Raw genomic sequence first — 23,651 nt, forward strand, 5'->3', positions numbered from 1 at the left:
TCAACCAAGGCTAACTCCGTTACTCTCGAGAAGGAGGAACGACTGAGTCGGGAATCTCTCAAATCAACTACCACTCAGGCTAAGGCGAAAACTCTCCGCATCATGCAGGGGCACATCGAGCAATTCACAAATCTCTTTTAATCGCCGAACTTGCTCTGCATTGCTTTTCGCGAGCTGACCATCCGAACTCAAATGGTTGTTCTCAAAGCCTACCCGAACATCCAATCCCAGTAACATTGCATGGGTTAAACAGTCTTGCTCTCTCGCGCCAAATGCGCACACGGCACATCTAACGTTCTCTTCGATAAAGCGCTCCAAATGCAGTGCCCGTAAATCCCATGGCGAAGATTGTTGAGCCTCATGATATCGACCAAGTACCACTAACGCGTGTTGGTTTTGCTTTGGTAAAACGCCTCGCTCTCTTAGGGAGAAATAGCGCTCGATGTCTGCCTGATCATACAAAATGATTTGGCTGAGAATGCCCTGATCAGCGACCCAATCAAAAAAGATAAGACCTTGCTCCTCACTCTGCTCATCAGGAATCAGTTCACGCAAAGCAAAAGAGGCGGCTTCTGGTTTTACCGCTTTGATCAGCGCCATTTGCTGTTGTGGTGAATACATACCAACAGCCTCAGTTGTGAGCTGAACTATCATCGAATTCCCAACCGCAGCTTTCACCGCGTGGTAGATTTCTAAGTTGTCATCAACCTCTAGAGAATGCCTGCCTTGCACATCTCTCGCGTGCAAATGGATCATGGTAGACCCTGCCGTTTGACATGCTTTCGCCTCGGCAACCATTTCTTCAGTATTCATCGGCAATTGAGCATGGTCTTGCTTGTTTTTTTTCGCTCCATTAGGCGCAGCAATAATCGCGATTCGAGCTCTTTCTATTGGGGAATTTATTACCATGTTTTCGACACCTCTCTGAGTGTACGAGTGAGCTTTTCCACCAGCTCGTCGATGTGGCTTCGTTCGATGATAAAAGGCGGAGCAAGAAGGATATGATGCCCATTGACACCATCAATCGTGCCACCCATTGGGTAACACATCAGTCCATTTTTCATCGCTTGATGTTTGATCTTTTTGTCTGCCAAAATTGAATTAGGCAGAGGGATTTTACTTACTTTGTCTGCCACAAGTTCAATGCCAAGAAACAGCCCTTTACCACGAATATCCCCAATATACGGGAAGTCTGAAAGTGCTGACTCGAGTTCTCTTTTTAACATTGCTCCTTGTTGGTTGACGGCTTGCAGGAGCTTTTGGTCACCGATGGTCTGAATGGTTGCAACGGCAGCTGCGCATGCGACGGGATGCGCCATAAAAGTATGTCCATGTTGAAAGAAGCCACTACCAGACGCGATTGCTTGATAGACTCTGTCATTGGCAACAACGGCTCCGATAGGTTGATAACCCGCACCTAATCCTTTCGCCATGCAGACTAAATCTGGGACGGCTTGCTCTTGTTCAAAAGCAAAAAAGCTACCGCTACGTCCAACGCCACACATCACCTCATCCATGATCAGCAACACATCATAGCGATCGCAAATCTCTCGTATTCGTTTGAAGTAACCTTGAGTGGCAGGTACTGCGCCAGCTGTTGCGCCAACAATCGGCTCTGCAACAAATGCCATGACGTTATCCGAGCCCAGTTCTAAAATTTTAGCTTCAAGTTCATTGGCAGCTCTCAGTGAATAATCGAGCTCTGATTCACCTTCTCTTTGATGACGATAGGCATAGCACGGCGCAATGTGATGGCTTGGGTGCAAAATGGGTTTAAAAGGCTCACGCCGCCATTCGTTACCACCAACAGCCAACGCACCAAGCGTATTACCGTGATAACTTTGCAGGCGAGCAATAAACTGCTTTTTCTCTGGCTTACCACATTCCACAAAGTATTGTCTTGCCATCTTTAGTGCAGATTCAACCGCTTCAGAGCCCCCACTGACTAAGTAGACGTGATTGAATTGCGATGGCATTTGCTGGCAAATCAACTCAGCCAACTGCTCACTTACTTCACTAGTAAAAAAGCCAGTATGAGCAAAAGGTACTTTTTCGATTTGATCGAGCATGGCTTGTTTAACAGCTTGGTGGCTGTGCCCAAGGTTTGATACGGCAGCGCCACCGCAAGCATCGAGATATTGATTACCTTGGCTATCGAACAGATAAACCCCTTCCCCTCTGGCAATAGTAGGCAACTTGGCGTGACAATGGCGGTGAAACACATAAGACATGAGCGTCCCTTCCTCGTGACTATTTGCTAAGCATAGTCAGGAAGATGCGATTTATACGCAAGGTAAGAAAAGTGCACCGCGATGAGCATTTGGAATAGACCGCTGGAGTAACGATAAAAACGTATAAGAAGCCTTGATTTATAAATGATAATAATTATCATTAAGATCTAGTAACAGATGGAAGGTGTTTTATGGATTGCGTGATGACATGGTTAACTTCAGAGATTGACGACTATAAGGATAGATTACAAACGGCCACTTCAGAGTTCTTTCTTGCAGAGATGAATCTTAATCGTCATGGTCCGTCTGAAAAACGGTTATCAGAGTATTATCATGCGAGTCTCGACGTCGCCCTGACTGCTCGTGATAGCGGTGATGATATGAGTTATCTACTTTGCCTAAAAAAGCTCTACACCAGAATGATGGCTGAATTGAATGACACCAATAACGAGCTTTGCTGCCGCTCCCAATGCAAAGCCTACGCGCTTGATTCACTCAATCTCACTTGTCAACTCTACAAAGGCTATGACGTGATGGACAAAGCCAAGATCCTTCGCACTGACTTTGCCAAACGCTCGTCCATTACCTAACACAGAAGCTCTGCAGAAATCACGCCATTTCTAGCGCTTGAACTTGCTTAAAGATACTCTTAACCATAGCTTCAATGCCTTGGTTTCTGGCCGGAGTTAATTGTTGCTGTAAACCTAACTCAGCAAAAATGCTTTTAATGTTAGTCTCCAACAACTGCTTCGGTGTTTTATCTTGCAATAACAAGCACACCACAGCGACAAGCCCTTTCACTAAAGCCGCGTCGCTGCTACCCAACAATTGCACTTTTCCTTGTTCTACTTGTACCTGAATCCATACTTGGCTTTGACAGCCGTAAATGGCCGTCTGCTCAGTCTGTAACGCTTCTGGTAAACGAGCAAACTTCTCGCCAAGCGAAATGATGTATAAGTACTTATCTTCCCAATCAATACATCGATTGAAGTTTTTAATTAATTGTTTTTGGTCCACTGCTTTCTCTTTCCTATCCGACTAACAAGGTATGGATACGTTTTAGACTAGAAACCAAAACATCAATATCTTGTTGATTATTATATAAAGCAACCGATGCACGACACATCGCAGGTACTTGGTAGTATTTCATCAGAGGTTGAGCGCAATGATGTCCCGTTCGAATCGCAACACCGTACTTATCTAAAAAGCTACCCACATCAAAGGCATGCACTTGTGCAAGGTTGAATGACACTACGCCGCAGCGCTCTTGAGGACCATAAATGACAATGTCTGGTACCGTCTTTAGTTGATCGTAGAGGTAGTCAACCAATGTTTGTTCATAGCGACCAATCGCTTCAAACCCAAGATCGAGCACATAATCAATCGCACACCCTAAACCGATAATGCCAGCAACATTAGGAGTGCCAGCTTCAAAACGCCATGGCGCTTCGTTATAAGTGGTCCCTTGGTACAGATCGACCTCTTTTATCATCGCACCACCACCTTCCCACGGAGGCATAATATCAAGCAGCTCTTTCTTCGCGTATAACACCCCAACTCCTGTCGGGCCATAGAGCTTATGCCCTGAAAATACATAGAAGTCGCAGTCAATTTCTTGTACATCGACCGCTTGGTGCATCACTGCTTGTGCCCCATCTACCAGCACTCGGGTGCCATTCTGATGAGCCAACTCGATGATATTTTTGACCGGATTAATAGTACCAAGCACATTAGAGACGTGGGTGACCGCTAATAAGCGAGTACGCCCAGTCATCAGCATTTTCAGCGTATCCAAACTCAAGCTTCCATCAAGCTCTAGCGGCCACACCACCACTTTGATCCCGATGTCTTGTTCTAGCATTTGCCAAGGCACGATATTGGCGTGATGCTCCATCTCAGACACGATGATCTCATCGCCTTCCGTCAACTGCGCTTTCGCATAAGCATTCGCAACAAGGTTAATGCCATGCGTGGTTCCATGAACAAAAACCACCTCTTCACGCTGCTTGGCATTAAGGAATTGCTGAACCTTATCACGCGCTTGTTCCATCAAGTCTGTCGCATGAGCACTCAAATGATGGATTCCACGATGAACCGCTGCGTTTTCATGTCGATAAAAGGTGTCGACTCGTTCAATCACGACCGATGGTTTATGTGCACTTGCTGCGCTGTCTAAGTAAACCAAAGACTTGTTGTTCACTTCCTGATGTAAGGTTGGAAAGTGTGCTCGTTGCGCTGTTATGGAAGAGCTCATGCATTTACCTCTGCTAGCTTGGACTCTATATGCTGTAAAACCAGCGTACGAATAACGTCAATATCAATCGCCTCTGCGACTTCCGCGGCAAAGGCAAGGGTGATCAATTGTTCAGCTTGGTGCTTTGGTAATCCGCGAGCCTGCAAATAAAACACCTGCTCTTTGCTCAATGCTCCTGTGGTAGTACCGTGACTGCACTTCACGTCGTCCGCATAGATCTCCAGTTGAGGCTTACTGTTGACCTCACACGCTTTACTTAGCAACAAGTTGTGATTGTCCATTTGTCCGTCAGTTTTGAGCGCGTTTGGGGCGACTTTGATCATGCCGTTAAATACTGCTTTGCCTTGCTGACTGGCAATAATTTTGTGCAGTTGCTGACTCGTGCAATGCCCTTTGTTGTGTTCAAGGTAAGTACGCGTGTCGTACGTTTGCTGATGGCTAGGTAGCGCTAGGCTGTTGATTTCAATCTCTGTATTTTCGCCATTTAACTGGCAGCTGGTGTGGTGGCGCGTCAATTGACCAGCGAGCAAAAAGGTCTGGCTTGATACATTTGCATCTCGTCCAACGAAAAGATCATTGTGAGCAAAATGGTAATGTTCCGCAGAACCCAAGCAGAGCTTGTAATGGGTAAGTTCAGCGTTGTCCGAAACCTCCATCGTAAGCCGCGAACCGGAATAACTTGCTGCCACACGATTGCCATGACAAGCAGAAAGAAGGTGCTCAACAATTTTAACTTCGCTACTTTGTCCGACTTTTAGGTGTACGCGATGATGTGCCATACCACCTTGAGGTCGAGACTCAATTTGCATCAAGTAAATAGGCTTGTCTACGGTATGTTTGGCATCGACCTCAATCAACAAAGTCGTATCGGAAAATGCTTCCGTGAGATGCAAAAAGATTTCTGGTGCAATCGCGGCAGGCAACGCTTGTTTTGCATCACCATTAAGTAAAGAAAGTCGAAATGCCTCGCCATCAATATCACTCAAATTAGGTTGGAACTGACCGTTCACAAATACTAACCTTTCTGCATCCATATCAAGCTTGTGAGCCTGAACGAAAGCCATCGATACATCAGTCTCACGCTGGCTGGAAAAATCAATGGCATCGAAGCCTTCAAGCGAGGTGTATTTCCAATCTTCATGCTGACGAGTCGGTAATCCTTGTGCTAACGCGGCTTGCCAATGGTATTTGGCAACCTCATCTAACTCAATCAGACGAGGCTTTAAATAGTCACTGAATGGCAATAGACAATTACTCCTCTCCGGTGAGCCAACCATAGCCCTTCTCCTCTAACTCAGCCACCATAGAGAAATCACCCGATTTGATGATTTTTCCTTGATACAGCACGTGCACAAAGTCAGGTTTGATGTAATCAAGAATGCGTTGGTAATGGGTCACAATGATGAAAGAACGCTTGCCGTCTTTTAGGCTATTTACGCCATTAGCAACTTCTTTAAGTGCATCAATATCTAATCCAGAATCGGTCTCGTCCAAAATGCAAAGTTGTGGGTCAAGTACCGCCATTTGCAAGATGTCATTACGCTTCTTTTCTCCGCCAGAAAAGCCGACGTTTACCGAGCGAGAAAGTAAGTCTTTCGGCATATTGAGAAGCTCAATTTTCTCCTCAATTAAATCCGCAAGTTCAAAGCGTTCCAATTCCGGAAGTTCACGGTATTTTCGCACCGCATTCACTGATGCTTGTAAGAAGAGATGGTTACTCACTCCCGGAATTTCGACAGGGTATTGGAATGCCAAGAACACGCCTTCGCCTGCACGTTCATCAGGATCTAATTCCAATAAATCCTTGCCGTTGAAATCGACAGATCCATCGGTAATTTCGTAGTCTTCACGTCCCGCGAGCGTGCTTGCCAGCGTGCTTTTACCGGAACCGTTTGGTCCCATGATGGCGTGAATTTCTCCAGGGTTAATCTGAAGATTGACTCCTTTTAGAATTTCTTGTTCTTCAATTTGGGCTTTTAAGTTGTTAATTGTTAACATTTTTCATTATCCAACGCTGTGTTCTAAGCTGATTGCCAATAATTTTTGTGCTTCTACGGCAAACTCCAGCGGTAATTCGGAAAACACATCCTTACAAAAACCGTTCACAATCATTGAGATCGCATCCTCTTCAGCGATGCCTCGTTGTGAACAGTAAAACAGTTGGTCTTCACCAATTTTGGTTGTGGTTGCTTCATGCTCGACCTGAGCGGAGTTGTTTTTTACTTCAACGTAAGGGAAGGTATGCGCCCCACAATCCGGACCGATGAGCATCGAGTCACATTGAGTGAAATTTCGCGCATTTTCAGCGCTCGGTAAGATCTTCACTAATCCGCGGTAGCTGTTTTCACTGTGCCCAGCGGAGACGCCTTTTGAGATGATGGTGGACTTGGTATTTTTACCGATATGGATCATCTTAGTGCCAGTGTCGGCCAACTGCTTACCCGACGTTAACGCGATGGAATAAAACTCACCGATCGAGTTATCCCCTTGGAGAATGACGCTTGGGTACTTCCATGTAATGGCAGATCCCGTTTCGGATTGAGTCCAAGACATCTTTGAACCACTGCCTTTACACAGCGCTCGCTTGGTCACAAAGTTGAGGATACCGCCGTTGGTATCTTTGCCTGAGAACCAGTTTTGTACGGTCGAATACTTCACGTAAGCATCTTTGAGGACGATCACTTCTACCACCGCCGCATGCAGCTGGTAATTATCATGCGATGGTGCCGAACATCCTTCGATATAGCTGACATAGCTGCCCTCATCAGCAATCAAAATCGTACGTTCAAATTGACCTGTTTTTGCAGCATTGATCCGGAAATAGGTCGAGAGCTCCATAGGACACTCAACACCTTTGGGGATGTAAACGAAGGTGCCATCCGACGCAACGGCAGCATTTAGCGCTGCAAAGAAGTTATCTTCTGGCGGGACGACTGTCCCTAGGTACTCTTGTACTAGCTCAGGGTACTTGTGAATCGCTTCGCTGAATGAGCAAAAAATGATGCCTTTCTCTGCCAATTTTTCACTGTACGTGGTTTTGACCGATACGGAGTCAAAAATTGCATCAACAGCGACTTCGCTTCCCTCACGAACTGGCACACCCAGCAGGTCAAAAGCTTGTTCGACTTCTTTAGTCAAAAACTCCGGGTCTAGTGATGCTTCATCGCCAGCACAAGTATCATCGCACTGACCACAAGATGGCGCGGAATAATAGCTATAATCTTGATAGTTAAGCGGGTCGTAGTGCGCTTTTAACCAATGCGGTTCCTCCATGGTTTGCCAAATTCGAAACGCCCGAAGTCGGAACTCCAGCATCCATTCAGGTTCGTTTCTTTTGGCAGAAATCGCACGTACAACATCTTCATTGATGCCTTTTGCTAACTGGTCTGTCGCAATATTGCTGTAGAACCCTTGTTTGTAACTATCATCATCAACCCAAGCTTGAACATCTTCTTGGATCTCAATACCACTTTGTGTCATTGTCGGTACCATTTAAAACCAGCCACTGCCCTAGAGCAGTGCTCGCTTTTACACATTAAAACTTTCACCACAACCACAAGCACTTTGTACTTTAGGATTGTTGTACTGGAACATCTGGTTCAACCCTTGTGAAATGAAGTCCACTTCTGTTCCATCGAGATAAGGCATGGCATCAAGAGGCACAAATAACTTGGCGCCTAAATGCTCATATACAAGATCGTCAGCGATGACTTCATCCACGGTGGACAGTACATACGCATAGCCCGCACAACCTGAAGGCTTAATTGTGAGTCGCAAGCCACATAGAGATTCGTCTTTTTCGAGCAGCTTGTTAATTTGATTGGCAGCTTTATCGGTCAGAGTTAGCCCTTGCCAACTGCTGCTTGGATCGAAGCTGTCTACTGAGTTGAGTCCCGACATGACTATTCACCTATTTAAAAACAAACACTGAGAATGATAGTTATTATCATTTATCCATTCAACCATAATGAATTTATGGGATTAAGGCATGCTGCTCGGTCACAATTTGGAATAGAAAACGAAATGGGATTTGAAAAAGAAACGGGGGCTGAAATGAAAGTTGAATATCGACGGTGTCTTTAAAAAGCAGCCCTATCAAAGAGCTGCTTTTCACTTTTAATTCAATAATTAAGCATTAAGGGCTTGTTCAAGGTCTACCAAGATGTCATCAATGTGTTCAATACCAACGGACAAGCGAATCATCTCTGGGGATACACCCGCTTGCTTTTGCTCCGCTTCACTCAATTGACGATGCGTAGTCGACGCCGGATGGCATGCAAGCGATTTTGCGTCACCAATGTTTACCAAACGCTTAAAGATCTTCAATGCATCGTAAAAGCGCACACCAGCTTCATAACCATCTTTCAAGCCAAACGACAATATCGCTGATGGTTTACCTTGCATGTATTTTTCTGCCAATGGATAGAATTCCGACGTAGGTAAACCCGCGTAGCTTACCCAACTCACTTTCTCGTGCTGGCTTAAGTATTCCGCGACTTTCAGCGCATTTTCGGTATGACGCTCCATACGCAGCGACAGCGTTTCCAGCCCCTGCATCAACATAAAGGCATTCATTGGTGACAAAGCAGAACCAGTATTACGCAAAGGAACGGTACGAGCACGACCAATAAAAGCCGCCTCACCAAATGCTTCGGTGTAAACCACGCCGTGGTAAGAAGGCTCAGGCTGATTAAATACTGGGAAGCGATCTTTATGCTGTGCCCACGGGAACTTCCCAGAATCAATGATGATGCCACCCAGCGTCGTACCATGCCCACCAACATACTTAGTGAGCGAATGAACCACGATGTCGGCACCAAATTCGATTGGCTTGCATAGCACTGGAGTTGCGACCGTATTGTCTACAATCACAGGCACGCCCTGCGCATGAGCCAGTTCGGCAACACGTTCTAGGTCTATGATGTTCCCTGCCGGATTACCGATGCTTTCACAGTAAACCGCTTTGGTATTCTCATCGATAAGCTCAGCAAGACTTTCAGGCTTATCGTCCTTGGCAAAACGCACTTCAATACCTTGGTTTGGCAACATATGCGCAAACAAGGTGTAAGTACCACCATATAATTGAGGAGTAGAAACGATGTTATCGCCAGCTTGCGCGAGCGTGAGAATAGCGTAGTTAATTGCCGCACTACCTGCACTCACAACCAAACCAGCAATCCCCCCTTCCAACGCTGCCATGCGTTTTTCCAACACGTCATTGGTTGGGTTCATAATACGAGTGTAAATATTGCCCGGAACTTCAAGATTGAATAAATCCGCACCATGTTGCGCATTATCAAACTCATACGCTACCGTCTGGTAAATCGGTGTCGCTACTGATTTGGTTGTTGGGTCGGTTTCGTAGCCAAAATGGATCGAGAGTGTTTCGTCTTTCATGCATCTTCCCTGAACTATTGAGTGAATGGTTATTCTTTTATATTGCCGATTTTTTCAACAAAGAAAAGCAGTTCAAGTCACAGGGGAGTGGATTATTTCTGTTCAGATGGTCCAAAAGAGAGGAATAACAACGTTAGCTTTTTCCGCATATGAAAATCATTGACTAAACTTATCCAATAATCATAAGGCTAGGATAATGTTATGAAAACAATCACATCATGGATGATCGTTGGGTGTTTGGTGCTTCTCGCTTTCTTCACTCAGGCAAATGAGACTTTCCCCCTCGCACCTCCCGATCTCTCTAGCCCTCGAAAAGCACTCACAAGCTTTGATACTTTGGTGTCACAAGCCAATCAGCAACTAACCGAAATCATTGAAGATCCAGCTCAAAATACAGAGCAAAACCGACAACGTATTTACGCGTTGTTCGATAAAGCAACGCAAGCCTTCGATCTGTCTAAAGTCCCAGAATCTAGCCAAACTCGAGTCGCTATTGAATCTGTCATGTTGATGAAGGAAATACTCGACCGAGCTCCACCTACAGACTTATCTCTCATTCCCGATAGCAACACCCTAACCCGCTGGCAAATTCCAGATACGGGGTTAGAGTTGATCAAGCAACCTGATGGTCAGTATCGTTTTTCCGAGCAAACCGTGCACGGCTTGTACAGTGATTATTTGCTGGTTAAACACTTACCCTCTCATTCCGGAGCTAGCTTAGATTACTATCAATATTACTCGCTAAGCGCGGGAAGACTTATTCCGCCAACATGGTTTCACCTCGTAGAAGCATTACCTAGCGTATTTATGCTGGAATATGGCGACCAAGCAATCTGGCAATGGTTAGGGCTGGCGTTGTCTCTTTCTGCGACCATCTCTGTGCTTGCTTTACTCTACAACCATATCCAGTCGCCAATTTCAAAAGCGATACTTGCCGTACTCACACTAAGCGGTTTTCTTTATCTCGCAGACTACCAACTCAATTTAACTGGCGTACTAATGTCGACACTCAATATCGTCATAGAGCTCATTTGTTGGCTATTGCTCAGCCAAGTCGCTTATCTGTTGATTTACAAAACGTGTCGCCTACTAATGAGTAAACAACGCACTAACACCACACTGCGCCAAAGCCTGACACAAATTATCGGTACTTTGCTGGGTTCGATGGCCGCTATTGCTTGCCTTGGTTATGGTTTGAATCGCTTGGGCGTTCCCGTTTACGGCATCGTGACGGGGTTGAGTTTAGGGGGGATGGCAATCGCGCTCGCTATCCGTCCAACTATGGAGAACTTAATCGGTGGGGTTATCTTGTTCTTAGATAAATCCTTGTCAGTTGGAGATTACTGCCAAATTGGCAGCCAGTCAGGAGTCATAGAACAAATAGGAGTGCGCTCAACACGCATCAGAGCAAAAGACAGAACGCAAATCACGATTGCTAATGGTGACCTTATCAAGCGAGAGATCATCAACTATAGCCGCCGTGACCGTTATCCTTTCAAAGCGACTATCGGGTTGCGCTATGAGACGAGCATGGCGCAATTACAGCTCATTACAGAGAAAATCACGGCATTACTCCAAGAACATCCAGATGTTTTAGATTCTCCCCTTCGAGTTCACTTTAGTGCCTTCAATGCGTACAGTCTGGATATTGAGGTTCTCGCTCATTTAAACACCACAAATAGGGAAACCTTCCTTAACCTGCAACAAGAACTTCTGATGCTGATTGATAAGATCATTACGGCAGAAGGAGCTCAATTTGCTTTCCCTTCCACTACCACGTATCTCACAGCAGATTCTGTACAACTGACCACGGCACCCACGCCGGTTCAAGCCGTACCTCAAAACGCATAAAGCTTAAATGCATAAAAAAACCGCCTCGTAAGAGGCGGTTTATCTGAGGTTATAACTCCGCATTGTTAATCTTCTGTGTTCACTCATTGTGGCTTCTTAAACACATGAACCAAACATAACTCTCGGTAGTTACAACCGGACTTGTTGTAAAAGCCACTTTTTAAATCGTTCGGTTGGTTCGCTTTTCGTGTTAACGATCAAGTAGTACCCTGCGTTGGCATCAACGGGTTCAAATGGTGAGACCAAACGACTATTTTTAAGTTCATCCTCCACCAGCGCCATACGTGCCATCGCAATACCAACGCCGGCTTCAGCTGCGGACATCGCCATATCCGTTCGATTAAAGAAATGCCCAGAATCCGTTTTAAAATCCAGCCCCATACTTGATGCCCAATAGAGCCACTCATAGTCACGCGGCGCTTTATCCCATGGCATAGCATCGTGCAATAACGTCGCATCTCGCCATTGCTCTGGTGTCGTTTTAGGTGTTTTTAGCCACCCATGATCCTCAAGGTATTTGACACTCATCACTGGAAGAAGTTGCTCATCAAGAATCCGCTTCGCGTTTTTGTCTCGATACGGGTGCGGACCATAGTCAATTGCAACGTCGTAATCCTTCAGCTCACTATTCACAAGCGCTCCCTCTGCAAAAATCTGTACTTGCAGGTCGGGGTTATTTAGGTGGAAGCTTTCAAGCCTAGGAACCAGCCATTTAAATGCAAAAGAAGGTGTCAGTTTGAGGCGAATTTCATTGTGGGGCTTTTCAATCTGTAGCTCTTCAAGTGCTTTCCTAAGTTCAGAGAAGTGAAATTGCGAAGTCTGAGATAACTGCAAACCTTTAGGTGTCAGCCTAATTCCTCGCGAATGGCGTTCAAACAAAGTAAAGCCTAGTTGCTCTTCCAACTGGATAATTTGCTGGCTAATTGCGCCTGTCGTCAAGTGCAATGCCTTTGCTGCACTAGTAAAACTGTTGTGTTCCGCTACTTGGCTAAATAACCACAATCCACTTACGACACTACTTTTCATCCTGAGCCTATAGTTTTTCTAAACGCTGGATGTAATTTATATCGATTGTTAACAAAAGGTAAAGAAGACAAACTGCGCACATCTAAAATGTGTGGAGCACATCAATGGAAGTCATCGTATTAGGTAGTGGTGTTATCGGTTTGACCTCAGCTTGGTATCTAGCTCAAGCAGGTTATCAGGTCACCGTGATCGATCGCCAACCAAGCAGTGCGATGGAAACCAGCTTCGCCAATGCAGGACAAATCTCTTACGGCTACTCCTCACCATGGGCAGCCCCAGGCATTCCACTCAAAGCCGTGAGATGGCTAACCGAAGAGCATGCCCCACTCAAAATAAAACCGTCTCTCAGCCCAGAGCTTATCCGCTGGGCTACGAAAATGGTGTCTAATTGCACCTTATCTCGCTATCAGATCAACAAAGCACGAATGCTATCCATCGCCAATCACAGCCGCACTTGTTTAGAGCAGCTAAGACGTGATCATGCGATTGAATACCAAGGTCGCCAACTCGGGACGTTACAAGTATTTCGATCTCAACAGCAGTTAGACGCCATAGAAAAAGACCTTAAGTTGTTAGAACAAAGCGGTACACGTTTTCAGCTAATGAACGTCGAGCACTGCATCAAACAAGAGCCTGGGTTAGCGTTAGTAAAAGAAAAACTGGTCGGTGGGTTGTACCTACCCGATGATGAAACCGGAGATTGTTTCCAGTTTTGTCAGCAGTTAACTAAGCTGGCGAAAGCTTATGGTGTCAGGTTTGAATTCAATACAGAGGTAAGTAATTGGGTTACCGTAGGCAAAAAGGTCATGGGTGTCCAAACGGATCGCGGTTTATTTAAAGCAGACCAGTTTGTACTTGCTTCGGGCAGTTACTCAACGGCGTTACTCAAGCAGCTTGAGATTGATATTCCGATCTATCCCGTCAAAGGGTATTCACTGACGGTTCCGATTGAATGTGAACAATTTGCACCGCGATCTACCGTCATGGATGAGACCTATAAAGTGGCAATGACACGCTTTGACGATCGCATCCGGGTCGCAGGGACCGCTGAACTTGCGGGCTTTGATCCTTCATTACCGCAAAAGCGCAAGAATACGATTGAAATGGTGATTCGAGATTTATTTCCGCAAAGTGCCGATTTCACTCAAGCCGAATTTTGGACAGGATTTCGCCCCATGACGCCCGATGGTACACCCATCATTGGTGCGACCCCTTACGACAATTTATTCACGAATACCGGACATGGAACGCTAGGTTGGACCATGGCTTGTGGGTCAGGACAACTCCTTGCCGACATTATGATCGGTGCAGAAAGCAAAGTAACAAATCACTCAGAATTGAGCCTAAGCCGTTACGCCTAAACACCTGCAAACCATTTCAAATAGAACATTATTCCACATGTTGAATAGCATTCAGAAGATATAACTTCCATATCTCGCAGCATATTTTCATGACAATGTGCTGCATATTCAATCAATTCATTGTCATTTCCAATAAAAACCACACACAAACATAACAAGAACCAATTTTTAACAATATTTAACCATTCTGTGTTCATCATCACGCTACAAAGGATTTTTAGTCAAAAAGGTTAACAATTGCATTACAAAAAAGGGTAATGTGTTGTACGAAAAACAACCACAACCATAACAAACAGGGAAAATACTCATGCAGTCATTAGTTGATTTTCTGAATGGAATTATCTGGAGTCCGGTACTGATTTATTTGTGCCTTGGCGCTGGTTTGTTCTACTCGATCATGACGCGCTTTGTGCAGATTCGTCACTTCTTTGAAATGTGGCGCTTGCTACTTTCTGGTAAGAGTTCAACCAAGGGGATTTCATCATTTCAGGCTTTGGCCGTTTCACTATCTGGCCGTGTAGGTACAGGTAACATTGCAGGTGTTGCAGCCGCTATCGGTTTCGGTGGTCCAGGTGCTGTTTTCTGGATGTGGGTTGTCGCCTTCTTTGGCGCAGCAACCGCATACGCAGAATCAACACTCGCACAGATTTATAAAGAAGAAGACGAAGGCGAATTCCGCGGTGGTCCAGCTTATTACATCGAAAAAGCAATGGGTCAAAAGTGGTACGCTTGGATCTTCGCTATCGCAACCATCTTTGCATGTGGTGTTCTACTTCCTGGCGTTCAATCGAACAGTATTGGTAACGCAGTAGAAGCAGCATTTGGCTCAGGTGACATGATTGAAACCGCTATTGGTACCTTCAGTTTCGCTAAAATTTTCACTGGTACGGTTGTCTGTGTCATTCTTGCTTTCATTATCTTTGGTGGTGTGAAACGAATCGCGAACTTCACTCAAATCGTAGTTCCGTTCATGGCTCTGGCGTACATCATCACAGCATTCGTTATCATCCTACTTAACATCGGTGAAATTCCACGTATTGTTGGCATGATCATTGGTGATGCATTCACACCGATGGCGGGTATTGGTGCTGCGATTGGTTGGGGTGTAAAACGTGGTGTTTACTCTAACGAAGCAGGTCAAGGTACTGGTCCTCACGCAGCAGCAGCAGCAAGTGTTGATCACCCAGCACAGCAAGGTCTGGTTCAATCGTTCTCTATCTACATCGATACACTGCTAGTGTGTTCAGCAACCGCATTTATGATTCTTATCACGGGTGCGTACAACGTACACGGTGCAGTCGAAGGTGCGTTCTTAGTACAGAACCTTCCAGCAGATATCGGTGCAAATGGTCCTGTATTTACGCAAATGGCGATTGAAAGTGCCCTTCCGGGTGTGGGTAAACCATTCATCGCGATTGCTCTGTTTTTCTTCGCCTTTACAACGATTTTGGCGTACTACTACATCGCAGAAACCAACATCGCTTACATCCGTCGCACAGTAAAAGTAAACGGTCTGATGTTTATCTTGAAGGTCATTCTGATCTCCGCGGTATTCTACGGTACGGTTAAAACAGCTAACCTTGCGTGGGCAATGGGTGACGTAGGCGTAGGTCTAATGGCATGGCTAAATATTGTCGGCATTCTGATCATCTTCTTCATGTCTAAGCCAGCACTAAAAGCTCTAGCTGATTATGAAGAGCAGCAAAAACGTGGGGTTACAGAGTACACATTCAACCCTGTTGCGCTTGGTATCAAAGGTGCTGACTACTGGGAAGAAAAGTACAAACGTAAAACAGGCAAGGCGCCTACAGCGGATAGTGACACGGCAGAAACAGTAGAACAACCATCTACCTAATGCCTCATTAACCTCCTCCCCCAGCAGGTTGGCGGGTATATAAGAAAAAGCAGTGGTCCGAAAAGGACATTAAAAAAGGGTTAGCCAGTGGCTAACCCTTTTCTTTTGCATTCAATTCGAAGCGATTATGCTGCGATTTCTTGCGTTGCAACTTGAGGCTTTTGCTTTTCGCCGATTGGAAGAACCGTGCGACCGTACTCGTTGTTTAGTACTTGAGCCATTGCGAAGTAGATTGCGCTTGCACCACAGAAGATACCTTCAAAGCCTGCGATAGTGCCGATCAGCTCACTACCAGTAAAGTCACGTGCAGCTAGTAGGAAGAACAGGATAGTAAGAGAACCAAATACGACTTGCTTCGCTACTGGGTAGCATAGAGAACCAATAAACATGAAGCCAGTGAAGATACCCCATAGCAGTAGGTACCAACCCATAAAGTGTGCTGGGCTTGCAGGAAGACCCATGTAAGGCATTACGATTAGGCCAACCAGTGTTAGCCAGAACAGACCGTAAGACGTAAATGCAGTCGTACCGAAAGTATCACCACGTTTGAAGCACATCATGCCAACAAGAACTTGGCTAAGACCACCGTAGAAGATACCCATTGCTAGGATCATTGAGTCAATTGGGAAGAATCCTGCGTTGTGGATATTAAGCAGAATCGTGGTCATACCGAAACCCATTAGGCCTAGCGGCGCTGGGTTAGCCAGTTTAGTAGACATGTAAGCGTACCTGTTTTCAAAAATGTTGATAAAAATTGCGCGCGAATTTTAATGGACTAAAAAACAAAAGAGAAAAGACGTTATTGGAAACTTAGATTGCACAAATAGGCAATCAAATGAATAAAAAAAGACCCTACTAAAAAGCAGAGTCTTTATAGATACTTAGACTATTTATTGTTCAATCACTGGCAAGAGATCTCATCCCAGAACCAGTTACTCTGGGTTGGCGTTTCCCATACACCCGGACCATTTTTCGCAATAAAACACTTACCTTGATAAGTCACTTTGTCACCATTGGCTACTTGAGTGACACCTGGTTCCCATGCGATAAAGTCCCCTGAAACAGGAGGCTCCGTCACCGGTGGTTCGGTTACTGGAGGCTCAGTTACTGGTGGCTCTGTCACAGGAGGTTCAGTCGTTGGTGGCTCGGTTGGCGTGCCCGAAACGAGCTTCCAAGGGTCACCTTTGGTCGGCTCATTGCCTTGTGACCACCACTTAGCTTCATATACCGCCCCCTTGTAAGAGACTTGGTCGCTTGTGTTATAAACCTTGCCAGCATCCCATGCAGCAACACCACCTACAGGTGGGTCAACCGGATCGACTGGGTCTAGTTTGTCGACAATGCGTACTTCAGGCCAACCCGCGTGAGATTGGTAGAAGTTGGTAACACATTTCTCGTAATCTCCTGCTACCAGAGCCGAATATGCGGTTTGGAAGCCAACCAATTCACACTCAAATGAATGACCCCCAGGGCGATCTGAGTAGTACTTCCAGTTACCATCCCAGTTGGTGTAAAGCACATCAGTCGCACCGTTAAGGTTTAAGCTACCGTACGGCGTTTGTTGCCAACAAGTATTGGTTTCATCAGCTTCGATAGGAATTTGATAATGCGCTGCTAAACCTTCCCAGTAACGAATACGGTTAACAGGCTGACCTTTGTCTTTGTTTTGCTCGCCACATTCAATACCGCCATTGATGACGTTGATAGTGGTACCAAAACCGTAACCAATGCCCGCATCGATCTCACGTTGCGATGGCACCCATGTACGATCAATTACGTGTAACATCGCTGGTTTTGGCGCTTGAGGGGTTAAGAAGAACCAAATTGCAGAAGCCAAGTTCAACCAAGAGTCAGCGACTAAACCCGGATTCTTCAGCAGCACCGATGCATCGCCATCAAACATGACTTCAGAGAATGCGCCATAGTTAAAGTGGTAAGAAAGCTGTTTGGCACCACGCCCAAAATACCCTTGACCAGGTTCGCATGGCCAGCGCTTATTTTGCCAATCGTTCTGACCACAGCCTGTGGTGTAACCCTCTTGACCTTCAGACCATCCCATTTCGCGTACATGCACGAGTGCCTGCTGCCACTCTTCTAATGCAAGTGGGTTGTCTGATACGTTATCAACCGCAATGTGACCACCAGTTTCTTGAGCAAAATGCGCAAATGCTGTCACGATGGATTTCTTACAGATTGCGTCAGAGTCTCGACCATCGGTGTACTCACCACAGAATGCAGGGAACTTACCTATTGCACGTAAGAAACGAGTATAAGTGTATTCAGGCGCAGCCATTTGCGTTAGGAAGTCCCACTCACTTTCGGGGAATACACGTTCAACACGTTTAACGTTTTCTGGGTTACCTGCTGCGCCCGGTACGATAGCTTCTACAACGCTGTTCGGGCGAGTCTCTAACGCCTGTGCCCAGGTGGCATACATTGGGTCAGATGTTTTGCTTTGCTCAACCGCTTGAATGTCACCACGAGCGATCACGTAGCCATTCGGGTTTTGAGGATCAGGTTGGATATTCATACTGGCATGAGCTTGTGCCGCGAGCACACAGCTTAATGCAAGAGGCAGATGTTTGAGTGCAAACATGTCTAATCTCCGTATTTATCAATACAATATACAAGGAATAACTAGACACATAGTGGATCATGTAGAAAAAACGCCGAGTAAAGCCCATTCATTCTGCGACGCAAAGTTTATAAATAAATACTGTTACACAGCGGGTATCACAAAAACTGTTACCTTGACTCAAAACAAAACGGGAGAACCTTCCCCCGTTTTTATTCTTGGTTATTGGTTGGCTGTTATCGACTCTAAAGCCTGCGAAGATTTCTGTTTAGAAAGCAATAAATAGACAGCAAACTGAACCACAACCGCCACCAGTACAATCACAGGCGAAGCCATTACCCCGGCGACAAGAAAACTTGCTAGGGCAATGGCACCATTAAGCACCGCATAAGGAAATTGAGTTCTAAAGTGTTCGTACTGCTCGCAACCAGCACCAGTCGAAGACAAGATGGTGGTTTCAGAAATTGGCGAACAGTGATCACCAAATAGACCGCCAGACAGAACCGCACCAATACACACCAACAATGGTGCATCAATCGCAACTGCAGTTGGGATAACCAACGGCATCATAATAGCGAATGTCCCCCACGACGATCCTGTTGCGAACGAAATAATACCAGCTAACAAAAATGCCACCGCTGGCAATAACCAATAAGGGAAACCAGCCTGCGCTTGTTCTGCAATGTACGCCGCTGCGCCAAGCTCCTTGCCAACCGAACTCAATGACCAAGCAAGAACCAAAATCACCGCAACGGACATCATGTTCGACATCCCTTTTAGGTAAACCTGAATGCCATCAGAGAGTTTTCTCACGCCATAAAACGCCATCAAGCTAATTAGGGTAATTGCAGCAAAGAAATACGCCGACGACAATGCAGCACGGAAGGTCGAGCCTGCGACTTTCTGAAATGGAAAACCGTGAGGCACTAGAATCGAGCAAAGCACAACTAGCATGACGAGCAGCGGTGCCCAAACAAAACTTGTTTTTGCATTTTTATGCTCAAACGCATTTAATGAATCTTGCACTTTTCCAAAATCAGAACCCTGCTCTGCAAGCTGTTCGGCTTTCGCCATTGGTCCAAAATCCAGCTTGAAGAAAGAGACAATCGGAACAATCGCGATCGCTAAAAAGGCATAAAACTGGTAAGGGATCGCGCCAATAAAAGCATCCCAATCACTGATACCTACATCCAGTGCAGCAAACTCTTTTTGAATCAGGCTCATGATATAAACGCCCCAACCGATGAAAGGGATGAGGATCGCCACTGGGGATGAAGTTGAATCGATGATAAAGGCTAGCTTCTGGCGAGAGACTTTCAGTTTATCAAAAAGAGGACGAAAGACAGGACCAACAATTAACGGTGTACCAAGGTCTGAAAAGAAAATAACAACGCCGCCAAACCAAGCAGAAAGCTGTGCTTGGCATTTGCTTGCAACCCACTGAGTGACCTTTTTAGCGAACGCCACGCCACCGCCAGATTTCTCCATCAAGGCAACAAAACCACCAATGAAAACCAAAAGAAGGATGACACCTGCGTTGTAACTGTCAGTCAGTTGCGGCAACAGGTAACTTTTCATCAGTGCGCTAAACGAATCGAGCGGACCTTTGTCAACGAATGTGCCTTCTAACATAGCCACACCGCTAACAACGCCAGCAAAAAGACCGACAACAACGTTTCTTGTCGTGAGCGCAAGGACTAACGTAATAATGATGGGGATGAGGGAGGTAACTTCTGCCTGTTCCATAGCAATACCAACTTTAATATTTAAACACTAAAAATGAATATACATTCAACAATCTCGCATGTATATATTTTCTAATAAAAAAGTTGAGACCTGCGTTCACACTTTTCAGGCATAAAAAAACCAGCCCGAAGGCTGGTTTTTAATTTGGTATATCTAACAGGAAATTATTCCCATTCGATTGTCGCTGGTGGCTTACCAGAAATGTCGTAAACCACGCGAGAAATACCGTCAACTTCGTTGATGATACGGTTAGAAACCTTACCTAGGAAGTCGTATGGTAGGTGTGCCCAATGTGCAGTCATAAAGTCGATAGTTTCTACCGCACGTAGAGATACAACCCAATCGTACTTACGACCATCACCCATTACACCTACAGAGCGAACTGGTAAGAATACCGTGAACGCTTGAGATACTTTGTTGTATAGGTCTGCAGCGTGTAGCTCTTCAATGAAGATAGCGTCTGCACGACGTAGCAAGTCACAGTACTCTTTCTTGATTTCACCAAGAACACGAACACCTAGACCAGGACCCGGGAATGGGTGGCGGTAAAGCATGTTGTACGGAAGACCAAGCTCTAGACCGATCTTACGAACTTCATCTTTAAACAGCTCACGTAGTGGCTCAACAAGACCCATTTCCATGTCATCTGGAAGACCGCCCACGTTGTGATGTGATTTGATCACGTGCGCTTTACCAGTCTTAGATGCAGCAGATTCGATAACGTCTGGGTAAATCGTACCTTGAGCTAGCCATTTCGCGTTTTTCAGCTTCTTAGACTCTTCATCAAATACGTCTACGAATACGTGACCGATTGTCTTACGCTTCTCTTCTGGATCCGATTTGCCTTCAAGTGCTTTTAGGAAACGTTCTTCAGCGTCAACTTTGATGATGTTCAAACCAAATTGGTCGCCGAACATATCCATTACTTGTTGACCTTCGTTTAGACGAAGAAGACCGTTATCTACGAATACACACGTTAGCTTGTCGCCGATTGCACGGTGAACTAGCATCGCTACTACCGATGAATCAACACCACCAGATAGACCTAGGATAACTTCGTCGTCACCCACTTGCTCTTTAATACGAGCAACCGCGTCTTCGATGATAGATTCAGAAGTCCATAGACGCTCACAGCCACATACGCCAAGAACAAAGTTCTCTAGCATTTGTAGACCGCCTTTCGTGTGCGTTACTTCTGGGTGGAACTGAACACCGTAGTACTTCTTCTCTTCGTTCGCCATCGCAGCGTACGGACATGTGTCTGTCTCACCAACTTTCACGAAGTCAGCAGGAATTTCTACTACTTTGTCACCGTGGCTCATCCACACGTCTTGAGTTAGCTCAAGATCTTTAAATAGTGCAGATTCACCAGAAACTTTAACTTGTGCGTAGCCAAATTCACGTTCTGTAGAACCCGCTACTTTACCACCTAGCTGCTCAGCCATAGTTTGCATGCCGTAACATACACCTAATACTGGCACACCAGAGTCAAATACATATTGAGGAGCGCGTGGAGAGTTATCTTCCGTTACGCTTTCTGGACCACCAGAGAGGATAATACCGTCTGGATTGAATTCACGAATATCCGCTTCTTCAACGTCCCAGCTCCACAGTTCACAGTAAACACCGATTTCACGTACACGGCGCGCTACTAGCTGAGTGTACTGAGAACCGAAGTCCAAGATCAGAATACGTTGGTCATGAATATTTTTAGTCATTTTGAGCAGTCTTATAAGCTAGGTTATTAAAACGGAGGCGAGTGTACTCGCCTCTTATTAATGCTTCAAGGAAAAAAGCAAACGTTTACGTCGAGTGTATAGGTTTTATTTTTACAACAGTAAAAATTAACCGCGACGGTAGTTTGGAGCTTCCTTAGTGATTTGAACGTCGTGTACGTGTGATTCAGCCATGCCCGCACCTGAGATACGAACAAATTCAGCTTTAGTACGCATATCTTCAATCGTTGCAGAGCCAGTAAGACCCATGCTTGAACGTAGACCGCCCATTTGTTGGTGTACGATTTCTTTTAGACGACCTTTGTATGCGATACGACCTTCGATACCTTCTGGTACTAGCTTGTCTGCTGCATTATCAGACTGGAAGTAACGGTCAGATGAACCTTGAGACATCGCACCAAGAGAGCCCATACCACGGTAAGACTTGTAAGAACGACCGTTGTAAAGAATCACTTCACCCGGTGCTTCTTCTGTACCTGCGAACATTGAACCAACCATCACACATGATGCGCCAGCTACGATTGCTTTACAGATGTCACCAGAGAAACGGATACCGCCGTCAGCGATAACTGGGATACCGAATGAGTTAGCCACTTCTGCTGCGTCTGCGATTGCTGTTACTTGAGGAACACCAACGCCCGTTACGATACGAGTAGTACAGATTGAACCAGGACCGATACCCACTTTCACAGCGCTAACGCCCGCTTCGATAAGTGCTTTAGCACCAGCACCTGTCGCAACGTTACCGCCGATGATGTCTAGATCTGGGTAAGCTGCGCGAGTTTCGCGGATACGGTTTAGTACACCTTCAGAGTGACCGTGTGAAGAGTCGATAAGTAGAACGTCAACGCCCGCTTCAACTAGAGCAGCAACACGCTCTTCGTTACCAGCGCCAGCACCAACGGCTGCGCCAACACGTAGACGACCGCGCTCATCTTTACATGCGTTTGGTTTACGTTCTGCTTTGTGGAAGTCTTTCGCAGTGATCATACCGGTTAGTTGGAACTCATCGTTCACAACCAATACTTTCTCAACGCGTGCTTCGTGCATCTTCTCTTGCACTTCTTCACGTGTTGCACCTTCTTTTACTGCTGCAAGGTTTTCTTTTGCTGTCATTACTGAAGACACTTTCTTAGAAAGGTCAGTAACAAAGCGCACATCACGACCAGTGATAATGCCTACAAGCTCGTTGTTCTCTGTGATTACAGGGAAACCAGCGAAGCCGTGTTTTTCAGTCAGTGCAACCACGTCAGCGATAGTCGCTTCAGGGCTAACAGTTACTGGATCAGAAACGACACCAGCTTCAAACTTCTTAACTTTACGAACTTCAGCAGCTTGCTGCTCAATAGACATGTTTTTGTGGATAAAGCCAATGCCACCCTCTTGCGCTAGCGCGATAGCTAGACGAGCTTCTGTAACAGTGTCCATAGACGCTGAAATCATTGGGATGTTTAGGGTGATGTTCTTAGTCAACTGAGTGCGAAGATCAGCTGTGTTTGGGAGAACGGTGGAGTGAGCTGGCACGAGTAGTACGTCATCGAATGTCAGCGCTTCTTTGGCAATTCTTAGCATTTGCAATATCTCACAATTAGAGGAGTAAAAAGACAATCCAATCTCAT

19 protein-coding genes are annotated in these 23,651 nt (G+C 45.7%); 4 read left to right on the top strand and 15 right to left on the bottom strand.

The window, feature by feature from the left end:
- Positions 1-63: 63 nt before the first annotated feature.
- Positions 64-909, bottom strand: a complete 846-nt coding sequence (locus AACR11_RS02655; RefSeq protein WP_029789197.1) for a 3-keto-5-aminohexanoate cleavage protein — start codon at positions 907-909, stop codon at positions 64-66.
- Positions 903-2,231 carry an aspartate aminotransferase family protein gene (locus AACR11_RS02660; protein WP_029789198.1) on the bottom strand — a complete coding sequence of 443 codons (1,329 nt, stop codon included), beginning with the start codon at positions 2,229-2,231 and terminating at the stop codon, positions 903-905. The genes AACR11_RS02655 and AACR11_RS02660 overlap by 7 nt, the downstream gene beginning before the upstream one ends.
- A 203-nt stretch (positions 2,232-2,434) precedes the next feature.
- Between AACR11_RS02660 and AACR11_RS02665 the strand changes: the two genes are divergently transcribed.
- Positions 2,435-2,821 carry a hypothetical protein gene (locus AACR11_RS02665; protein ID WP_223295799.1) on the top strand — a complete coding sequence of 129 codons (387 nt, stop codon included), beginning with the start codon at positions 2,435-2,437 and terminating at the stop codon, positions 2,819-2,821.
- A gap of 19 nt (positions 2,822-2,840) precedes the next feature.
- Here the strand turns inward: AACR11_RS02665 and sufE are convergent, their stop codons facing one another.
- The 7 genes from sufE to AACR11_RS02700 form a co-directional block, all read right to left on the bottom strand.
- On the bottom strand, positions 2,841-3,248 hold the full coding sequence (gene sufE / locus AACR11_RS02670) for a cysteine desulfuration protein SufE (protein ID WP_005447670.1): 408 nt from the start codon (positions 3,246-3,248) through the stop codon (positions 2,841-2,843).
- Between the two features lie 13 nt (positions 3,249-3,261).
- Positions 3,262-4,485 (bottom strand): cysteine desulfurase SufS, encoded by a 1,224-nt coding sequence (gene sufS / locus AACR11_RS02675; protein ID WP_029789200.1) that lies wholly within the window; start codon positions 4,483-4,485, stop codon positions 3,262-3,264.
- A complete protein-coding gene (gene sufD, locus AACR11_RS02680; RefSeq protein ID WP_029789201.1) occupies positions 4,482-5,762 on the bottom strand; it encodes a Fe-S cluster assembly protein SufD in 1,281 nt (426 codons plus the stop codon). The genes sufS and sufD overlap by 4 nt, the downstream gene beginning before the upstream one ends.
- Positions 5,737-6,483 (bottom strand): Fe-S cluster assembly ATPase SufC, encoded by a 747-nt coding sequence (gene sufC, locus AACR11_RS02685; RefSeq protein ID WP_005447675.1) that lies wholly within the window; start codon positions 6,481-6,483, stop codon positions 5,737-5,739. Before sufC ends, sufD begins: the two co-directional genes overlap by 26 nt.
- Positions 6,484-6,489: 6 nt before the next feature.
- Positions 6,490-7,965: a Fe-S cluster assembly protein SufB gene (gene sufB, locus AACR11_RS02690; RefSeq protein WP_029789202.1), complete on the bottom strand. Its 1,476-nt coding sequence runs from the start codon at positions 7,963-7,965 to the stop codon at positions 6,490-6,492.
- Positions 7,966-8,013: 48 nt separating this feature from the next.
- Entirely contained in the window at positions 8,014-8,385 is a 372-nt protein-coding gene (sufA, locus tag AACR11_RS02695; protein WP_005447677.1) for a Fe-S cluster assembly scaffold SufA, read from the bottom strand.
- 228 nt (positions 8,386-8,613) lie between these two features.
- Positions 8,614-9,882: an O-acetylhomoserine aminocarboxypropyltransferase/cysteine synthase family protein gene (locus AACR11_RS02700; RefSeq protein ID WP_009697684.1), complete on the bottom strand. Its 1,269-nt coding sequence runs from the start codon at positions 9,880-9,882 to the stop codon at positions 8,614-8,616.
- Positions 9,883-10,083: 201 nt separating this feature from the next.
- Here AACR11_RS02700 and AACR11_RS02705 point away from each other — a divergent pair, with 201 nt between their 5' ends.
- Entirely contained in the window at positions 10,084-11,733 is a 1,650-nt protein-coding gene (locus tag AACR11_RS02705) for a mechanosensitive ion channel family protein (protein ID WP_029789203.1), read from the top strand.
- A gap of 129 nt (positions 11,734-11,862) precedes the next feature.
- On the opposite strand, the gene AACR11_RS02710 is transcribed toward AACR11_RS02705, so the two are convergent.
- Entirely contained in the window at positions 11,863-12,759 is an 897-nt protein-coding gene (locus AACR11_RS02710; protein WP_029789204.1) for a LysR substrate-binding domain-containing protein, read from the bottom strand.
- A 104-nt stretch (positions 12,760-12,863) separates the two neighbouring features.
- On the opposite strand from AACR11_RS02710, the gene AACR11_RS02715 reads away from it, so the two are divergent.
- The gene (locus tag AACR11_RS02715) at positions 12,864-14,120 is read left to right on the top strand and encodes a D-amino acid dehydrogenase (RefSeq protein ID WP_029789206.1); all 1,257 of its coding nucleotides are present in this window, start codon (positions 12,864-12,866) and stop codon (positions 14,118-14,120) included.
- 307 nt (positions 14,121-14,427) lie between these two features.
- Positions 14,428-15,975, top strand: coding sequence for an alanine/glycine:cation symporter family protein (locus AACR11_RS02720; RefSeq protein WP_005447683.1), 1,548 nt, complete (start codon positions 14,428-14,430; stop codon positions 15,973-15,975).
- Positions 15,976-16,100: 125 nt separating this feature from the next.
- Here AACR11_RS02720 and AACR11_RS02725 read toward each other — a convergent pair whose 3' ends face one another.
- From AACR11_RS02725 to guaB, 5 genes are all read right to left on the bottom strand, one after another.
- Positions 16,101-16,694, bottom strand: coding sequence for an acetate uptake transporter (locus AACR11_RS02725; RefSeq protein ID WP_005447690.1), 594 nt, complete (start codon positions 16,692-16,694; stop codon positions 16,101-16,103).
- Positions 16,695-16,876: 182 nt separating this feature from the next.
- Entirely contained in the window at positions 16,877-18,571 is a 1,695-nt protein-coding gene (locus tag AACR11_RS02730; protein WP_079325524.1) for a chitinase, read from the bottom strand.
- A 201-nt stretch (positions 18,572-18,772) separates the two neighbouring features.
- On the bottom strand, positions 18,773-20,296 hold the full coding sequence (locus tag AACR11_RS02735; RefSeq protein ID WP_029789207.1) for a Na+/H+ antiporter NhaC family protein: 1,524 nt from the start codon (positions 20,294-20,296) through the stop codon (positions 18,773-18,775).
- Positions 20,297-20,460: 164 nt separating this feature from the next.
- Entirely contained in the window at positions 20,461-22,014 is a 1,554-nt protein-coding gene (gene guaA / locus AACR11_RS02740; protein ID WP_005447693.1) for a glutamine-hydrolyzing GMP synthase, read from the bottom strand.
- 126 nt (positions 22,015-22,140) lie between these two features.
- Positions 22,141-23,604 (bottom strand): IMP dehydrogenase, encoded by a 1,464-nt coding sequence (guaB, locus tag AACR11_RS02745; protein ID WP_005447694.1) that lies wholly within the window; start codon positions 23,602-23,604, stop codon positions 22,141-22,143.
- Positions 23,605-23,651 lie beyond the last annotated feature (47 nt).

The organism is Vibrio sp. L85 (assembly GCF_963871815.1).
GTDB lineage: Bacteria > Pseudomonadota > Gammaproteobacteria > Enterobacterales > Vibrionaceae > Vibrio > Vibrio harveyi.